Annotated in this window: 17 protein-coding genes; 3 read left to right on the top strand and 14 right to left on the bottom strand. The window is 40.4% G+C overall.

Features of this window, described 5'->3' with window-relative positions; all coding sequences use genetic code 11:
* Window positions 1–4: 4 nt before the first annotated feature.
* Genes GQ45_RS00535 through GQ45_RS00525 form a run of 3 tightly spaced genes read left to right on the top strand, consistent with a single transcriptional unit; the run spans window position 5 to window position 1,870 of the window.
* Entirely contained in the window at window positions 5–625 is a 621-nt protein-coding gene (locus GQ45_RS00535) for a hypothetical protein (RefSeq protein ID WP_047414241.1), read from the top strand.
* A gap of 11 nt (window positions 626–636) precedes the next feature.
* Window positions 637–1,122 (top strand): DUF3592 domain-containing protein, encoded by a 486-nt coding sequence (locus GQ45_RS00530; protein ID WP_047414240.1) that lies wholly within the window; start codon window positions 637–639, stop codon window positions 1,120–1,122.
* Window positions 1,123–1,141: 19 nt separating this feature from the next.
* Window positions 1,142–1,870, top strand: a complete 729-nt coding sequence (locus GQ45_RS00525) for a hypothetical protein (RefSeq protein ID WP_047414239.1) — start codon at window positions 1,142–1,144, stop codon at window positions 1,868–1,870.
* Window positions 1,871–2,313: 443 nt separating this feature from the next.
* Here GQ45_RS00525 and GQ45_RS00520 read toward each other — a convergent pair whose 3' ends face one another.
* The 14 genes from GQ45_RS00520 to GQ45_RS00455 all read right to left on the bottom strand — a co-directional run bounded on the left by GQ45_RS00520 (window position 2,314) and on the right by GQ45_RS00455 (window position 16,494).
* Window positions 2,314–4,137 (bottom strand): long-chain fatty acid--CoA ligase, encoded by a 1,824-nt coding sequence (locus tag GQ45_RS00520; RefSeq protein WP_047414237.1) that lies wholly within the window; start codon window positions 4,135–4,137, stop codon window positions 2,314–2,316.
* An 82-nt stretch (window positions 4,138–4,219) separates the two neighbouring features.
* On the bottom strand, window positions 4,220–4,684 hold the full coding sequence (locus GQ45_RS00515; RefSeq protein WP_047414235.1) for a MaoC family dehydratase: 465 nt from the start codon (window positions 4,682–4,684) through the stop codon (window positions 4,220–4,222).
* Between the two features lie 11 nt (window positions 4,685–4,695).
* Window positions 4,696–5,433 (bottom strand): SDR family NAD(P)-dependent oxidoreductase, encoded by a 738-nt coding sequence (locus GQ45_RS00510; RefSeq protein WP_047414233.1) that lies wholly within the window; start codon window positions 5,431–5,433, stop codon window positions 4,696–4,698.
* A gap of 219 nt (window positions 5,434–5,652) precedes the next feature.
* A complete protein-coding gene (locus tag GQ45_RS00505; protein ID WP_047414231.1) occupies window positions 5,653–6,627 on the bottom strand; it encodes an NADPH:quinone oxidoreductase family protein in 975 nt (324 codons plus the stop codon).
* A 152-nt stretch (window positions 6,628–6,779) separates the two neighbouring features.
* Window positions 6,780–7,784: an NADP-dependent oxidoreductase gene (locus GQ45_RS00500; RefSeq protein WP_047414230.1), complete on the bottom strand. Its 1,005-nt coding sequence runs from the start codon at window positions 7,782–7,784 to the stop codon at window positions 6,780–6,782.
* A 14-nt stretch (window positions 7,785–7,798) separates the two neighbouring features.
* Complete coding sequence (locus GQ45_RS00495) at window positions 7,799–8,572, bottom strand: enoyl-CoA hydratase/isomerase family protein (protein ID WP_047414228.1); 774 nt, start codon at window positions 8,570–8,572, stop codon at window positions 7,799–7,801.
* Window positions 8,573–8,581: 9 nt separating this feature from the next.
* Complete coding sequence (locus GQ45_RS00490; RefSeq protein WP_047414226.1) at window positions 8,582–9,337, bottom strand: SDR family NAD(P)-dependent oxidoreductase; 756 nt, start codon at window positions 9,335–9,337, stop codon at window positions 8,582–8,584.
* Between the two features lie 3 nt (window positions 9,338–9,340).
* Window positions 9,341–9,751 (bottom strand): hypothetical protein, encoded by a 411-nt coding sequence (locus tag GQ45_RS00485; RefSeq protein ID WP_052188082.1) that lies wholly within the window; start codon window positions 9,749–9,751, stop codon window positions 9,341–9,343.
* Between the two features lie 2 nt (window positions 9,752–9,753).
* A complete protein-coding gene (locus GQ45_RS00480; protein WP_047419876.1) occupies window positions 9,754–10,833 on the bottom strand; it encodes a phosphotransferase family protein in 1,080 nt (359 codons plus the stop codon).
* On the bottom strand, window positions 10,826–12,052 hold the full coding sequence (locus GQ45_RS00475) for an acyl-CoA dehydrogenase family protein (protein ID WP_047414225.1): 1,227 nt from the start codon (window positions 12,050–12,052) through the stop codon (window positions 10,826–10,828). Before GQ45_RS00475 ends, GQ45_RS00480 begins: the two co-directional genes overlap by 8 nt.
* A 12-nt stretch (window positions 12,053–12,064) precedes the next feature.
* The gene (locus GQ45_RS00470; protein ID WP_047414223.1) at window positions 12,065–12,838 is read right to left on the bottom strand and encodes a glucose 1-dehydrogenase; all 774 of its coding nucleotides are present in this window, start codon (window positions 12,836–12,838) and stop codon (window positions 12,065–12,067) included.
* 214 nt (window positions 12,839–13,052) lie between these two features.
* A complete protein-coding gene (locus GQ45_RS00465; protein WP_047414221.1) occupies window positions 13,053–14,864 on the bottom strand; it encodes an acyl-CoA dehydrogenase in 1,812 nt (603 codons plus the stop codon).
* Window positions 14,865–15,027: 163 nt separating this feature from the next.
* A complete protein-coding gene (locus GQ45_RS00460; RefSeq protein ID WP_052188081.1) occupies window positions 15,028–15,627 on the bottom strand; it encodes a Crp/Fnr family transcriptional regulator in 600 nt (199 codons plus the stop codon).
* 477 nt (window positions 15,628–16,104) lie between these two features.
* On the bottom strand, window positions 16,105–16,494 hold the full coding sequence (locus GQ45_RS00455) for a hypothetical protein (RefSeq protein WP_047414219.1): 390 nt from the start codon (window positions 16,492–16,494) through the stop codon (window positions 16,105–16,107).
* Window positions 16,495–16,580: the final 86 nt, after the last annotated feature.

The raw sequence follows: 16,580 nt of genomic DNA, 5'->3' as shown, positions 1-16,580 counted from the left end.
AAAAATGAAAAATATATTCAAATTAACATTAATTCTATTGCTCTTGGTTTCCTGTAAAGATGCATCAAACGCAACAGATTCAAAAGAAGCTAAGATTATAGAAAGCTTAATAAACGAGGTCAACGGTAACCATGTACCCATTGACGAGAAGTATACCAAACTAATGAAAGAATTAAAAACAAAAACCCTATTATCAGATGACCAATTACTAGAAGCGTACCCAAAAACAATGGGCAGCCTTAGTCTTGATACCAATGAAGCTAGAATTACCTCAAGTGAAACGGTTATAGGAAGTTTTGGAGCAGGTGCTATACGCATGGAAATTCTAGATGCTGCTGCTAAGAATGTGATGTCAGCCATAATTCCTTTAAAAATGTTAGAGCTAAACAAGGTTATGTCGGAAAATAATAATACCATTAGATACTCGAAAAAAGAGCGCAACGGTGTCTTAACCTTTGGTACTGATCGTGATGCATCGGTTGGAGCTGATTATGAATCTGAAATTCGATTTCTTTACGACCATCGGTTTTATGTAACGCTTGAAGGCAAGGGGATGAATGTAGATGAACTTTGGGATGCGATACAACTTGATGATTTAAAACAATTTAAAAAGTTTAATAACTAAACATTTCACCCATGGAATACTTTACATCACTGAGCGAATCTCAAATAGTGGGTATTATTTTACCCTTAGCAGTCTCACCTTTTTTGTTCATTGCGATACGACGTTGGTGGTGGGCAAAACAATCGGTGCATTGGCCTAAAACTAAGGGAATAGTGATTGACGGCATTAAATTTCGACTTAGCAGAAGTTTGAATTTTTTATACACCTACGATGTCAATGGAGTTAGTTATAAAGGAGACAAACCTTTTTTTTATAATTCCTATAAAACCGTCAAAAAAGTATCTCATTTAATAGAATTATATCCTGATGGAAAACAAGTTGTGGTGTACTACAATCCGTCAAACCATAAAATATCAACCTTAGAGCCAGGAAGAAAAGACGGTGTCAATGGCGCATTACTTTTATTGCTATTTCTTTTTTCTGCAGGTTTAATGGCTCTTAGCGCCCCTGGTTTAATTTCAGAAATCATAGATTATTTTTTAAAACTCATTCTCTAACTCTTAAAACATAGGTATTATGAAAAAATTAGTAGTAGTGTTAGCATTATTGTTCTTGCAAGTGAATCTTGCTCAACATCATCCAAAAGTAGAAAATCACCCCTCACAAAAAATGGAGGTAGTGCTGTTTACTTTTGGTATGATGGATGTCATTACCATTGGAACTATGTCTGCCTCCGGTGAACTCACCCTAGACTTCCCAAAAGATATTAGCTTTATTTCTGAAGCGGCCAAAGAGAATTCCTGGTCAGATACGGCATTTACCCTATTTTCAAAATGTACCAACAGTTATGATATACTGTCAGACGAAGAAAATGGAAAAGCGGTTAGTGGTGGGTATATTTCATTAGCGACAAAAGAGCAACCGTATTCGGGATTGTTATTTATGGTTTCTGACGAAAATTTAATCCCCTGGCTAGAAGATTCTTATTCGAACAACGCTAGGGTAGGTTCGTATTTTGAATTGGTGTATCTGGAATCGGATTTTAGGTATCAGGGAGATTGTAATTCAAATCTTAGCAATACCGAGGATGATACCATTGAAACCCTCTATACCTATGATTTAGACTTAAAGGCTGGCTTCAATTTTATTGAATATGCTATTGAAAGCGTAAGGGAACATAAGGTACCCAGCATGTATGAGGAAGGTGCTTTCGATACCATAGCCAAGCCTAGTACAATTTTGGTGACCTCATCACAAACGACACCGCAAAATACCAAGTGGATTGGTAAGTTTTTTTATAACTAAAACAGTATGAAATACTAAAAAAAGTATCCTAATTATTTTGAGTGCTATGCTTTTGGCCGCTTGTACTTCTACTTAGAAAATAAAGGAGGCAATAAAATGCAAAAAACGAGAAATCAGCTACTATCGATTCTCTTTGCCAACTTATTTGGATAGAAGAAGTAAAAAGTATATTCGCCATAGAACTTCCTATAGAAATGATAGACGTGGTGTATACCTACCCTACCTGTATGTTTAAATAGCAGGATGAAATTTCGTAAAAACTGAGGCCATCGGTAGGTATAAATTTCCCTATAGACACCAAGAATACCAGTGACGCTATAAAAAGCACGAACATACTTTAATCCCTTCTGTCCCCAACGATGCCACCTATTTTTTTAGGTCCGTGGGGCTATTATAAAACATAAGGTCAATTTATTTGAAAATCGAGCAGTCTTTTGGGTGTGTTAGTCCTCCGAATAAATAGCGGCTATTTCTTCACTATACTTTTCTCGTATCACTCTTCTTTTGAGTTTTAAGGTAGGGGTGAGTTCGGCCAAAGAGCCGTCTTCATGAATTGGCAGCCAAGGAGTTGCTATTAATTTAAATTTCTTGATTTGCTCTATATGACCAAATTCAGGATTGTAGGCGTCGATTACTTTTTGATATTTTCGGATGACCTTTTCATGTTGAATCATATCCTCCAAAGTGGTCCACTGCATTTTTTTATGGAGACACCAATTTTTAAGTGCCTCTGGCGAAGGTAATATTAAAGCGGAGACAAACTTTTGCTTGTCGCCAATGACCATCATTTGCTCAATCAAAAAATCTTCTTTCAACCTATTTTCTATAGGTGCAGGCGCTACGTACTTTCCTCCGGAAGTTTTTAGTAGTTCTTTTTTCCTATCCGTAATTTTAAGGAATTCTCTCCCATCGGGTCCCTTGATTAGTTTTCCGATATCCCCAGTACAAAACCATTTTTTACCGTCAATGGTTTTAAATACTTGGGCATTTATTTCGGGTTTTTTATAGTATCCTTGCATCACATTGGGACCGTGAGCCATAATTTCACCTTCACCCTCTTTATAGTCTCCAGCCGTCGTATCAATATACAATTCCACCCCGGCAATAGCAGACCCAACGGTTCCAATGATGGTGCCCTTTGGTTCTAAAGAGTTTGCTGTTAAGGTAGGGGAGGTCTCGGTTAAGCCATACGCTTCGCGAATAGGGATCCCTGCGGCACAAAACACTCGTAATATTTTATCAGGACAAGGAGCGGCACCTGTAACAATTTGTTTTACATTACCCCCTAAGGCAGCTCTCCATTTACTAAAAATTAATTTATCTGCGAGGTTCCATTTTAAGCCTTCAACAAAAGATAGCTGCTGGTCTAGTTTGTAATTGTCTGTTAGGCTTAAGGCCCAAAAAAATAGCTTTCTCTTTACGCCATCTAAGGCTAAACCTTTGTTGTAAATAGCTTCGTAAATTTTTTCTAATAGTCTTGGTACGGTCGTAAAAGCGACAGGAGCAACCGCTGCCAAATCTCCATCCGGCCCACTTAGATTGTCTGTACCGCAGAAATATACCGACACGCCTTTATAGCAATAACAAAAGGAAACGGCGCGTTCATAAATATGACAAAGTGGAAGAAAACTCAATACCTTCTCATTATTTTTTACCACTAATAAGGGCGATGTTGCTGTAACCACATGCATAATATTGGCATGGCTAAGCATCACGCCTTTAGGATTGCCTGTAGTGCCAGAGGTATAAATAATGGTCACTAAGTCATCGCCTGTGATTTTGGCTTGAATAGGTTCTAAACTGGTAATACCTTCGGAATCAAAAATAGTTTCCCAAAATGGGCTACCGTTCAAGCCATCAAAAGTATAAATATGTTTTAAGGAAGGTACTGCTTTTTGTGTTTTGGATAGTTTATCAAATAAATCTAATCCGCCACAGAAGGCCGCTTTTACCTCAGCCTCATTTAAGATATACTCGTATTCCGAAACACTGATCGTTGGATATAAAGGAATACTGATCATACCTGCCATTTGCACTGCGTAATCCATAACGATCCATTCTGGTCTATTTTTATAGGCCACAATCGCCACTTTATCCCCGGGCACCAGTCCCAGTTTTAATAAACCAGCTGCCGCTTTTTCTGCTGTGTGCTTTAATTTTTGAGTGCTATACGATTCCCAATGTCCTTCTTTATTTCTTCCACTAATACAAGCTTCTAGAGGAGTGTTTTTTAATTGGTGGTCAAGTAAATCGAAGAGTCTAGTCATTGGTTTGGCTTATTTTGGTTTTCCCGAATATACAACATAAAATGTTTTAATTCAACAGCCTAACTCTGGTATCACTTCAAAATTATTCGAACATGATACTGATAAATTCAGCGACGCAGGCTGGTTTATCTTCGCCCTCGATGTCCACAGAACAGTGCCACGTAATTTTAACTCCATTTTCGAGATAATCCTCAATAGCAGCTACTTTTCCGTTGAGTCGCAATTTACTATCTACCAAGACTGCATTTGGAAAACGAACTTTATTTAAGCCATAGTTCACCCCCATTTTTACAGAATTAATCTGCACAAGATCTCCCAGCATTTTTGACAATAGGGAGACCGACATAAAGCCGTGTGCCACTGGCTTTTTAAAGGGGGACTGCTGGGTAGCCTTTTCCACATCTACATGTATCCACTGAAAATCTAAGGTAGCTTTGGCAAAATCGTTGATCATTTCTTGGGTGACCTTAATCCATTCCCCTGCAGGAAGCGTTTTACCTTCGAATGTTTTAAACTCTTTTAAATTTTCAAAAATTAGTTTGGTCATTTTTCTATTATTTATCGTGAAGTACCTCCATCTATAGTCAAACAAATCCCAGAAACGAAACGTGCTTCATCAGAGGCTAAGTATAAATACCCATAGGCTATGTCGATAGGTTCCGCAGCTATTTTTAAGGGAATACTTGCCTTAATTGCTTCCACATGTTCTTTCGGAATTTTATCGACCATATCCGTCATTGTAAAGCCAGGAGCAATAGCATTGGCGGTGATACCATATTTACCGAGTTCCATAGTCCAAGTTTTTGCCATGGCAATAACACCAGCTTTGGTAGCCGCATAATTGGTTTGTCCAAAATTACCTCGTAAGCCCACATTAGATGCTGCACTTACAATTCTTCCATAATTGTTGGCTTTCATGTACGGCGCAACGGCCTGAGTACAAATAAAAACGCCTTTTAAGTTCACCTCTATAACAGCATCAAATTCGTCTTCACTCATTTTTTCTAGCGTACGGTCCCTAGTTATTCCGGCATTATTGATCAGAATATCTATTTTACCGTAGGTGGCATGCACTTTTTCAAAAAGCGCTTCAACGGCTGACTTATCGGTGACCGATACCGCATGGAATTCTGCCTTAGCACCTGATGCTTTGATAGCTTCTGCTACTTCTTGGCCTTTGGGCAGTACATCCATGATAATGACCACAGCACCTTCTTTTGCAAACAGTTCAGAAATGGCTTTTCCAATGCCTTGTGAGCCTCCTGTGACAATGGCTATTTTATCCTTTAATCTCATGTTATTTTGTATTAACTATTATTGATTTATCCTCTTGGGCGTACTTAGTTTTATTCTTAATCTTAGCTATTCTGTTACAAGTTTCTAAAATTTCAAGCTATATTTTTAATTGGTCTTCGACAAGCTCAGACAAGCATTTAGGATCTCATTTACGCTCTATTTTTTCCGAAACTTTAAGTTTCGTGTACATTGATTATTGACACCCATGGGCTTCGTTTATTAAATTTTAACCACCATTTTACCTTTCACTTTTCGGTTCATCATTTCTTCTAAGGCCTCCTTTGTTTCATCTAAAGGAACAATTTTATGAATATGGGGTTTTAGCTTTCCTTCGGCATACCATTGCATAAGGGTCATGGTATTGTCCATATTTTCCTTGGGATAGCTCATGGCGAATCCACCCCAGAAAACACCAACGATCGAGGCACCTTTTAATAAGGGAAGGTTTAACGGCATCTTAGGGATATCGCCTGCTGCAAACCCTACCACCAAATAGCGGCCGTTCCAAGCAATCCCTCTGAAGGCCTGTTCGGAAAAATCACCTCCTACTGGATCATAGATCACATCGACCCCTTGTCCATCGGTTACTGCCTTGATCGTAGATTTTAAATCTTGTTGGGTATAATTGATCAGTTCATCCGCACCGTATTTTTTACAAAGGTCTAGCTTATCTTGGGTAGACGCTGCCGCAATGACCTTGGCTCCCATTAATTTCCCCAATTCTACAGCAGCTAGGCCAACTCCTCCCGAGGCACCCAAAACCAAGAGGGTCTCTCCTTCTTTTAACATCGCCCTATCTTTTAAGGCATGATACGAAGTGCCATAGGCCATCATAAAAGATGCCGCTATGGGATAGTCCATTTGTGGTGGTTTGGGGAAACAAGCATTTGCTGGAACGATTACTTCTTCTGCTAAGCCTCCATGGGCTACAAAGCCAAAAACTTCATCACCTACCTTTACATGGGTGACGCCCTCCCCCACTTCCTTTACAATACCTGCTATATCGCTTCCCGGGGTAAATGGCAACTCTGGTTTAAATTGATACAAGCCTTGAATGATCAAGGTATCGGGAAAATTTAGACCACAGGCCTTTACCTGCACTACTACTTGCTTTGGCCCTGCCTGTAAGGCATCTATTTCCTCCAAGGTTAACTTGGAGGGTGGACCGTATGTTGTACATCGTATTGCTTTCATTGCTTCAATTAATTATACCATTACTACTATCCGTTTTCCAAAGTTCCTGACTCCACTTGCCTTCGGCTTGGTACCCTGTTAATACTAGTAGGGAGCGTGACTATTGATCTTGCTTCTTGCCTCCTGAATCCTTAGTCCTGACGCTTCAAAAATTAATCCTCTATCACCTTTAACACCAATTTACCTAATTTGTCGCCAGAGAAAAGTCGGTTATAGGTCTCTGGGAAATTCGCTATGCCATCATAAACATCCTCACGGGTTTTTAACTTCCCTTCTGCCATCCATTTACCCATTTGTTGACCTGCTTCTCCATATCTTTCTGCCCAATCAAAAACGACCATCCCTTGCATGGTGGCCCTATTGACCAATAAAGAAAGGTAATTGGCTGGTCCTTTCATATGTTGCTTGTTGTTATACTGGGAAATTGCTCCGCAAATAACCACCCTGGCATGCATTCGTAACCTGGCTAATGCCGCGTCTAAAATCTCCCCTCCAACATTATCAAAATAAACATCCAATCCCTTGGGACATTCTTGTTTTAAGCGCGCTGCTACATCTTCATTTTTGTAATCGATGCAGGCATCAAAGCCTAAAGTATCAACCACGTATTTACATTTATCTGCACCACCAGCAATTCCAATTACGGTACAGCCCTTTATCTTGGCTATTTGTCCTACAATGCTGCCTACAGCACCCGCTGCTCCAGAGACCACTACTACATCGCCTTCCTTAATTTTACCCACTTCTAAAATTCCGAAATAGGCCGTCATTCCTGGCATGCCCAAGGTACCAATATACGTAGGCAAAGGCGCTAATTTTGGGTCCACTTTATAATAGCCTTTTCCATCGGTCGCAACATATTGTTGCACACCACCATGCCCTGAAATGAAGTCGCCCACCTTAAACTTTGGATGATTTTTAGCTTTTATAACCTCTCCCACAGAGCCTGCACGCATAACCGCACCAATTTCTACTGGCGCTATATATGATTTGCCTTCATTCATCCATCCACGCATGGCTGGATCTAGAGAGATATAGTGATTTTTTATTAAGACCTGACCTTCCTCTAATTCGGGAATAGGATTCGTTTCTAAAGACCAAGTAGAAGCATCTGCTGCGCCTACGGGCCTCTTTACAAATATCTGTTGTTTATTCATCTTATTTGATTTATCTATTTTTTGTTTTTATTGGTAAAACTCTCTACATAGGCTTTCATCTTAGCCCTGATTTCGGGTTTCCACCAGAGTATTGTTGCTTCTTTTAGGGAGTTTTCCGCATTTAAATCGAGATTATCCCATAGGTGCTTCCGCAATTTTTTCTTGGTATTCAACAAGATTTCTTGGTCTGCCTTTGCATAGTGTTTCATTTGTTTTTCGGAGCGTTCCAAAACAGCATCTAAGGGTAGCAGTTCATCTACCAAACCAGCTTTTAGCGCTTCCTGACCACTCAATAATTTCCCTTCCATAATATAGCGATGTGCTAGCCCATCACCCATCCAAAAGGCATAAATTTCTGTGAGGTTTTGACTGATTTGAATATTTACAGCCACTTCGTTGAGGCCAATAACATAGGGCTCGCCTTCAGCCATATACCGATTATCGCTGGTAACGGCCAAGACACATCCGCCAGCTGGCGCATGCCCAGTGATGGCTGAAATAAATGGTTTTGTAAACTGCACCAATTGCAGGTACAGCCCTCCAAAAGCGGTAAAAAATTCTTGCACTTGCTTTTCATCGTATTGATACAGTTCAATTAAATCTAAGCCTGCGGAAAAATAGTGGGGCTGTCCGGTTAAAATTACACCCATCACCGAAGGGTCAGCTTCTAACTTCTTAAAAACCTCGGTTAACTCGTTCACCATCTCCCGGTTGATGGCATTAACCTTTCCTCGGTTCATTTGAACGATCACATAGTTCTCTTTTTCTGTTACTACTAATGTATTCATAGGTTGTTTTTATAATGAGGTTCCCCCGTCTAAGGTTATGGTTTGACCTGTTATGAATTTAGAATTTTCAGAAGCCAGCCAGCAAATAGCTTCCGCAATTTCTTCTGCTTCCCCGAACCTACCCATAGGTACCATTCGTTTTAATTTATCGCCCATATCCGGACTTGTAGTGAGCAATTGTTCTAACAAGGCCGAATGTGTAAACCCTGGGCACACGGCATTGATTCTAATTTTCTTTCTCCCGTACTCCAAGGCAGCAGATTTGGTCATTCCTACCACGGCAAATTTACTTGCAGAATAAGAAAGATTGTTTCCGGACGCCTTTAATCCTGCCAAGGAAGCAACATTCACAATATTACCATGACCCTGTTTGAGCATTTGTTGTATCGCTAGTTTCATACAATAGAATACTCCGGTTTGGTTTACCGCTATTACGTTGTGCCAATCTTCAAAGGAGTGATCGGCAGTCTTTGCTTGTTTTTTTCCTCCGATACCTGCATTGTTCACCATGACATCTAAACGACCCTGTTTTTCAACCACATTTTGCACTAATGCTTCCACCTGATCAAACTGGGTGACATCGGTTGCCAAAGCCAAACCCTTACCACCGGCATTGCGAATTTCACTGGCTACCTTTTCCGCACGTTCCAAATTGATGTCAGAGACCACGACAATAGCCTTATGTACACCAAAAAGTTTTGCCGTAGCTGCCCCTATACCACTGCCAGCTCCTGTTATTACTACTACTTTATCTTTCAAGTTCATTTTTTAGTTTGTTTGATTGATTTTTTGATGAGACGTACAATGAATTAATCGTGAATCTTCTAATGCTTGCTCCCGTAATTGTGATGGATATCCTTTGGCCATTATCATAGTCATAAAATCGGAAACAGAATTGTATTTTATGATCAGTACGTCATCCCAAAGGATATCATCTTCAGGACCTATTAACATATGCTGGGGCGAACCATAAAATACTATTTCCGCATTCGCCTTAAGAAAAAAAGGAGTCGCTTGTCGCATATATTCGGTGTAAGATTCCTTTCCTGTCATTCCTGTTTCCGGTACAAGCGCTTTGTATTTTACCATATTTAACATAAACACTGGATTCTCAGATGCGCTATTTGCGAAATCTGATACTTGCCCAGGGTTTATTTTCAAATGGTGTTGCTTGTCCATGTTTAATATAAATTATCTATTTGATTTTTCTGAATGGCCTGCCATGCCGTATTACAACATAAAGCGGAAGCCTTATTTAAATTTGCAAATTTGGGATCACTGGTATGGCCATGTTTATATCTATAAAAAATTTGTTGGGCAATGACCGCAATCTTAAAAAGACCATAGACAAAGTAGAAGGTAAGATGATCTATATTTCTTCCACTTTTTGAGGCATAATGCTGTACTATTTCGGTCCGGGTGGGATTGCCCTTCATCAGGGTTGGAGAAGGCAGCCCTTGTTTCATAAACTCAGGATCCTCTGCCGTTGTCCAATAGCCCAGGGAGGTTCCCAAATCCATCATAGGATCACCAAGGGTGCACATTTCCCAGTCTAAAACAGCTGAAATCTTCTTCCAACGATAATCTTCAAAAACCACATTGTCATATTTAAAGTCATTGTGGATAAGGCTATGATCATATTTTTTAGGCTGATGTTCACGCATCCATGTCATGACCTTTTGTGCTGCTGGCACCTCATCGGTAGCCGCGGCGAGGTATTGCTTGCCCCAATTAAGTATTTGTCGCTCCACATATCCTTCAGGTCGTCCTAGTTCTGAAAGTCCTGCGGCTTTATAATCGATATCGTGAAATTCTACAAAGGCATCTACCCAAGTTTCCGAAATGCTTTTAAATTCCTCTGGGGAAACTTTTTTACTAAGGGCTGATGTAGCTGTTAGGATCTCTCCATTAACCTTCTCCATAATATAAAACGGAGCTCCTATAATTTGTGGGTCCTCGTTAAAGACATATACTTTAGGACTCTTGTCATAAACAGGATTTAATTGCTGTAGCACCCTAAATTCACGCCCCATATCATGCCCCCGTTTCGGTGCTGCAAATGGCGGCCTGCGTAGTACATATTCCTTATTCTCCATTTGAAGTAGGTAGGTGAGGTTAGAATAGCCATTGGTGAATTGTTTCACTATCAAATCGGCATTCTCTTGCGCTATTAGGTCATGTTCTAGCATAAAAGCTTTGAGCTTCCCTTCATGCAGCTCCTCTCCTTCTCGCACCGCTTTTAAATTTTTTTCGCTAGCCATTTGCATCGTTTACATACTTTTTTATCGTGTTTTTTCCTAGTTGACTCATATGAACCTCATCAGGACCATCGGCCAAGCGCAGCGTCCGTGCCGCTGCATAGAAGTGTGCCAGGGGGGTATCACTCCCAACGCCTTTTCCACCTAAAATTTGAATCGCTCTATCGATAACCCTTAGGGCCATTTGGGGCGTAACTATTTTTATCATGGCAATGAGGTCTTTCGCCTCCTTGTTTCCTACTTTATCCATTTTATCCGCTGCGGATAATACCAACAAACGTGTTTGTTGTATCTCACAAGCCGAAAGGGCAATATCTTGTCGCACACTACTAAAGGTATCTAAGGTTCTACCAAAAGGCTTGCGCTGCACTGTGCGCTCGGACATAATTTCTAAAGAGCGTTGTGCCATCCCAATCAAGCGCATGCAGTGATGAATGCGGCCAGGACCTAATCGGCCCTGTGCTATTTCAAAGCCTCTACCCTCACCCAAGAGCAAATTAGATTTGGGTACACGAACATGGTCCAAAATAATTTCAGCATGCCCTTCCGGAGAATCGCTATACCCAAAAACACTTAGTGCTCTTTCAATCTTTAAGCCTGGGGTATCCATAGGTACTAAAATCATGCTCTGCTGTACATGCCGTGGTGCATCAAAATTAGTCTTACCCATCACAATGGCAATTTTACAATCGGGATTCATAGCGCCAGAAGACCACCATTTGCGGCCATTGATGATATAGTCATTTCCATCGGCAATAATTGACGTTTCGATGTTTGTAGCATCGGAAGAAGCCACCTCTGGTTCTGTCATTAAAAAAGCCGAGCGTATCTCTCCATTCATTAAAGGTTTCAACCATTTTTCTTGTTGCTCAGGCGTGCCATATTTGGCGAGCACCTCCATATTTCCTGTATCAGGAGCGCTACAATTAAAGATTTCCGAGGACCAAAGCATGCGTCCCATAATTTCTGCTAAGGGAGCATATTCTAAATTGGTAAGTCCCGGGCTCAGTGCTCCGTAGGAAGCGGGTAGAAAAACATTCCAAAGTCCGGCATCTTTAGCCTTTTGTTTTAAGGCTTCCATGCCAGGCCAAGGTTTCCAATTATTTTTCGGATTTTGATGGAATTCTGCTACCTCCTTTTCAATGGGGAGCACATGGGTTTCCATAAAATTCTTCAATTTTTCTTGAAGTGCTATCGATGTATCGCTGTAGTCAAAATTCATAGTTCTGTTTTATTAGCCTGAAATTAAATAACCGCCATCTGCCGCATAGACGCCCCCGGTCATATAGGAACCTGCATCAGACGCCAACAACATGACTATTCCGGCCATTTCATCAGGTTCTGCCACTCTTTTTAAGGGAATGACACTGGTATATTGTGCAGCCAGTTTTTCATCAGACCACAGACTTTCGCTAAATTTTGTTTTAATCAATCCGGGGCAGACCGCATTAGAACGGATGCCGTATCGGCCCCATTCTTTGGCCTGATTCTTCGTAAGCATGATCAGGGCAGATTTCGTCATACTGTAAAGCCCCAATCGAAATCCGGGGTGCATGCCTTCGACCGATGCAATATTGATTATGCTGCCGCCACCGTTGGCTTTCATATGGGCTTGTGCTAAATTAGAAAGTATCCAGGGTGCCTTGACGTTCACGCCCATGATTTTATCGAACACTTCCTCATCGGCAGCTTCCAAGGGTCCGTAAAACGGATTTATGGCAGCATTATTCACCAAGATGTCTATGCGCCCATAGGCTTCCATTGTTTTGCTTATCAGTTGTTCCCTTTGGGCAGCGTCACCAATATGACATTCAATCCCTATGGCCTCTAAACCAGCTTCATTGAACTCTTTAGCCACAGCATCTACAGCCTCTTGTTTTCGGCTACTGATCACTACTTTTGCCCCGTTCTCGGCAAGACCTTTGGCTATAGAAAGTCCTATCCCCTTACTTGAACCAGTGACGATGGCCACTTTTCCCCCTAGGTCGAATTTTGATTTTATGCTCATTTTAATTGTTGGGTTTTTGGGTGTTGGGTTCTGGGTTCTGGGTTTTGGGTTCTGGTATAAAATATTTAAAATTAAAGGTTTGTCAATTGTCCAAGACTCATCATTATGTTATACTTGCTAGCCTAAAGTTCATAAAATTTTACTACTTTCTTTTACGTTGCTTTGGACATTCGACTTTTATCTTGACTCCTGACTCTTAACTCTTGACTCTAATTTAAGCAAACACCTGCTTCTCTGTGTTCAGTGTCAATGCTTGCTTATCCATCAATATTTCGGAGAGCCCTGTTGTTTTGGGGAGTTCGTATTTAAAATAAAATTGCATGGCGTGGATTTTGTTTTCATAGAATTCAGCACTAAAATTAGTGTCACCGGAGACCATTGCTTTTTGTGCTTCACGGCCAATATCTAACCATTGCCATGCCATGATAATGGTACTGAAAAATTCCATAAAGGGCGTGGCATCCGCCAAGAATCGTTGATAATCGCCTTTCATAGCATAGCCCATGAGCGATTGTAGCACTTTTTGTGTGAGTTCTAGTTTACCACCTAATTTTTCCGCTAGGGGTTTTAGCGACTCATACATCATACTTTCTTTGATGGAAGTCATAATTTCTTCAGAGAGCAATTGCAAGGCCTTTCCATTTTCCATGGTGATCTTTCTTCCCAGAAGATCTTGGGACTGAATACCCGTGGTACCTTCATATATAGCCGATATTCGGATATCTCGTAAGTACTGCTGTAAAATATAATCGGAACAGAAACCATACCCCCCGAGTACTTGCACGCCATTATTCACCGAAGTTATGCCCATTTCAGAAGGGTAGGTCTTAACTACTGGGGTCAATATTTCTAACAACAACTTATATTTTGCCCTACTTTCTGCGTCTGGAAGTGATTCAGAAAGATCTTGATAACGAGAGGTCAAAAACACTAGACTTAAGGATCCTTCAGTAATTACTTTTTGCAAGAGGAGCATTCTGCGTACATCGGGGTGATTGATGATCAGAGTTTGTTCTTGCGAAGCGTCTTTTTTTCCTGTACGTTGTAGTTCTCTGCCTTGGGGTCTTTCTTTTGCATAATTCAGCGAGGCATGGTAAGCCCCTGTAGCAATTGCGGCAGCACCTCGACCTACGGCGATCCGTGCACCGTTCATCATGAGGAACATATACTTTAGGCCTTTATGGGCTTCACCCACCAACCAACCGGTACAGTTGTCTTTATCTCCAAAAAAGAGATGGGTGGTACAGTAGCCTTTTTGCCCCATTTTTTGAAAATCACCCACTGTAGTGACATCGTTATTTTCTAAATTACCGTCTTTATCAATTCGTTTTTTTGGTACCACAAAGAGTGAAATTCCCTTAGTTCCTGCCGGAGCCCCTTTAATACGTGCTAATACCAGATGTACCATATTTTCGGATCCCTTATAATCCCCTCCGGAGATAAATATTTTTTGTCCATTTATTTTATAGGTATCTCCATCAGGCACAGCAGTTGTCACAATATCTGAAAGCGAGCTTCCTGCCTGTGGCTCGGTAAGGCACATGGTACCCCCCCATTGGCCGGCCATCATTTTGGGAACATAGGTATCCTTTAGGAATTGATTCCCAAAATGCACAATTAATTCTGCTGCGCCCACGGTAAGCCCAATATAGCCCGGCAGGTGGTTATTGGCCGCTTCCTGAATAAAGGCAGAAGCATGTACAACCATGGAAGGCATCTGCATACCACCAGCTTCATATGAAAACGGACCTGCTAAAAAGCCCATTTCACCCCCTGCTTTCATGTACTTGTTGACTTGAGGATGTACTATAATTTCCCCATCCTTGAAATGAGCAGGATTTTCGTCCATCTCTTTAAAATAGGGGTAAAGTTCCTTATCTGAAAAATCTTTTACGGAGTTGAGCATCATAGCAATAGAATCCTCATCGTATTCGGAAAAACGTTCTTGCTGCAGCACTTCTTTGAGGTTGTGTACGTTGAACAACAAAAATTTCAGGGTTTCCATTTCTATATAGGCATTGGCCATAACGATATTTTTTAAAGATTAATAAAGTTCAAGTTAGGATTTATTCCTAGGAATCTCATTAAACCAGTATAATAAAATTTGAAGTATGCGATATACTCATGCTGTACTATGGAACAATTACTGTTTTAGCACACACTACCCCAACTGCTCAAAACACGACAAGCTAGCCCTTGCCTAAGCGCTTGCGTAGTTTTGAAAGCCCTACTGGTGTTAATCCCAAATAGGAGGCAATTAAATATTGCGGTACACGCTGCATGAGATCTGGGCGTTTTGCCAATAATCGCAGATAGCGTTCCTCGTTGGTGCGACTATTGAGTCGCTCTACTCTGGTGAAAATTTTGATAAAGGCCTCCTGCATGGATAACCTACCAAAACGCTCTAACTGGTGCGACTTTTTAAAGGAGTTCTCTGCATCGGACTTTGTTATGGCATACACAACCGTGGCCTCAGTAGCTTTAAGGTAATAATTAGAAGGCGTACCCTTAACGTAGGCCGGTACATCGGTAAAAAAAATATCATCAGTATAAAACTCTACAACTTTTTGCTCGCCTTCCTCTAGCCTATAATAATAAATACAGCCTGTCGCCACATAGTAAAAGTGATGCACTAATTGCCCAGGTACTACCAAAGTATCCCCTTTTTTAAGCTCAATTTGGTGGTAGCATTGCATCTGTTCCTGCAACAGGTCATCGTCTACAAGCGTATACGATAAAATCTTTTGCTTTAGGTTTTCAAGAAGTTTTGTGTGTGCTATTGTTTTCAAGAGTTCTTATGAATTAAAAAGAAAGCCAAGCTCAATACCAGCCTTTTGACCATTCTTACTTTGGACTGGATGGGGATAGTACAGCTTTGTTTTCTTGAAATTTGGCTATAGGTTAAGGTCTCAATTTAGCAAATAAAAATAGAAACTAGTGAAGGGTAGCTAGAAAATCTGCAAAGATTTTAGTAAAGAAACTTGAACTAACTGAAAATGACAAATTTAAAGTTCGACATCCTTATTTTTGATGCTGTTGGACGACCCATTACCTTATACTAAAATTCTACTGGTCCGTATTGATTTATACACTTTAATTTAGACACTTATGGCTTGCTTAGACAAATAAAAAATAAGACATATAAACTATGTGAGGGGTTTTATGGTCTACAGGGTATGCTGCTGTAAGCCAAACTCAAAAAATCACGTTGTTCGCGCATGTTAAGCCTATTTTCTTTGGAGTATAGCGTGGTTTATTGTGTACTATTATCGCTTGGCAACACTCATATACTCTTGCCATAGTACAAGCACATATTTGTTGTTTTGACCCTCTTTGAGTTTTAGGAATCCGTATTCATATACAAACAGGTAAACTTCGCCTTTTTGGTTTTTCCAGTAATGTGTAAAAAAATTGGGGTTAAAGCCTTTTTCTAAGAGTACAGTTTCTCTTACCGTTACTTTACCTCCCTTGTTGTATTGTTTTAATATTTTACGATTCAACTTGAGTTGGTTGTCCACCTTATTGTAAAAGCGTTCGGGTTGCTCCTTAGCTTTTTGATATTGGTACGCACTTTTACAGTGAAGGTTACAATATTTTTTATCGGTTCTCCCAATAATTTGCTTTTGACAATACAAACATTCATGCTGTAATCTCATATATCTAAACTTAAGTAAATGTCTATGCGAACATTATTCGCTTAAGATACGATTAAATCATTTACATCCATTAGATTGCACAAAAA

Origin of the sequence: Cellulophaga sp. Hel_I_12 (assembly GCF_000799565.1) — a bacterium.
Lineage (GTDB): Bacteria > Bacteroidota > Bacteroidia > Flavobacteriales > Flavobacteriaceae > Cellulophaga.
Note: the sequence above shows the minus strand (reverse complement) of the source record. Positions and strands in the feature narration are given on the sequence as shown.

Bases quoted from the DNA above. Each gene is read 5' to 3' on its own strand.
- GQ45_RS00475 (WP_047414225.1), bottom strand. From the start codon at position 12,052: ATGAATTTTGACTACAGCGATACATCGATAGCACTTCAAGAAAAATTG.
- GQ45_RS00485 (WP_052188082.1), bottom strand. From the start codon at position 9,751: ATGGACAAGCAACACCATTTGAAAATAAACCCTGGGCAAGTATCAGAT.
- GQ45_RS00495 (WP_047414228.1), bottom strand. From the start codon at position 8,572: ATGAATACATTAGTAGTAACAGAAAAAGAGAACTATGTGATCGTTCAA.
- GQ45_RS00480 (WP_047419876.1), bottom strand. From the start codon at position 10,833: ATGGCTAGCGAAAAAAATTTAAAAGCGGTGCGAGAAGGAGAGGAGCTG.
- GQ45_RS00520 (WP_047414237.1), bottom strand. From the start codon at position 4,137: ATGACTAGACTCTTCGATTTACTTGACCACCAATTAAAAAACACTCCT.
- GQ45_RS00535 (WP_047414241.1), top strand. From the start codon at position 5: ATGAAAAATATATTCAAATTAACATTAATTCTATTGCTCTTGGTTTCC.
- GQ45_RS00470 (WP_047414223.1), bottom strand. From the start codon at position 12,838: ATGAGCATAAAATCAAAATTCGACCTAGGGGGAAAAGTGGCCATCGTC.
- GQ45_RS00505 (WP_047414231.1), bottom strand. From the start codon at position 6,627: ATGAAAGCAATACGATGTACAACATACGGTCCACCCTCCAAGTTAACC.
- GQ45_RS00530 (WP_047414240.1), top strand. From the start codon at position 637: ATGGAATACTTTACATCACTGAGCGAATCTCAAATAGTGGGTATTATT.
- GQ45_RS00465 (WP_047414221.1), bottom strand. From the start codon at position 14,864: ATGGCCAATGCCTATATAGAAATGGAAACCCTGAAATTTTTGTTGTTC.
- GQ45_RS00490 (WP_047414226.1), bottom strand. From the start codon at position 9,337: ATGAACTTGAAAGATAAAGTAGTAGTAATAACAGGAGCTGGCAGTGGT.
- GQ45_RS00500 (WP_047414230.1), bottom strand. From the start codon at position 7,784: ATGAATAAACAACAGATATTTGTAAAGAGGCCCGTAGGCGCAGCAGAT.
- GQ45_RS00510 (WP_047414233.1), bottom strand. From the start codon at position 5,433: ATGAGATTAAAGGATAAAATAGCCATTGTCACAGGAGGCTCACAAGGC.
- GQ45_RS00515 (WP_047414235.1), bottom strand. From the start codon at position 4,684: ATGACCAAACTAATTTTTGAAAATTTAAAAGAGTTTAAAACATTCGAA.
- GQ45_RS00525 (WP_047414239.1), top strand. From the start codon at position 1,142: ATGAAAAAATTAGTAGTAGTGTTAGCATTATTGTTCTTGCAAGTGAAT.
- GQ45_RS00455 (WP_047414219.1), bottom strand. From the start codon at position 16,494: ATGAGATTACAGCATGAATGTTTGTATTGTCAAAAGCAAATTATTGGG.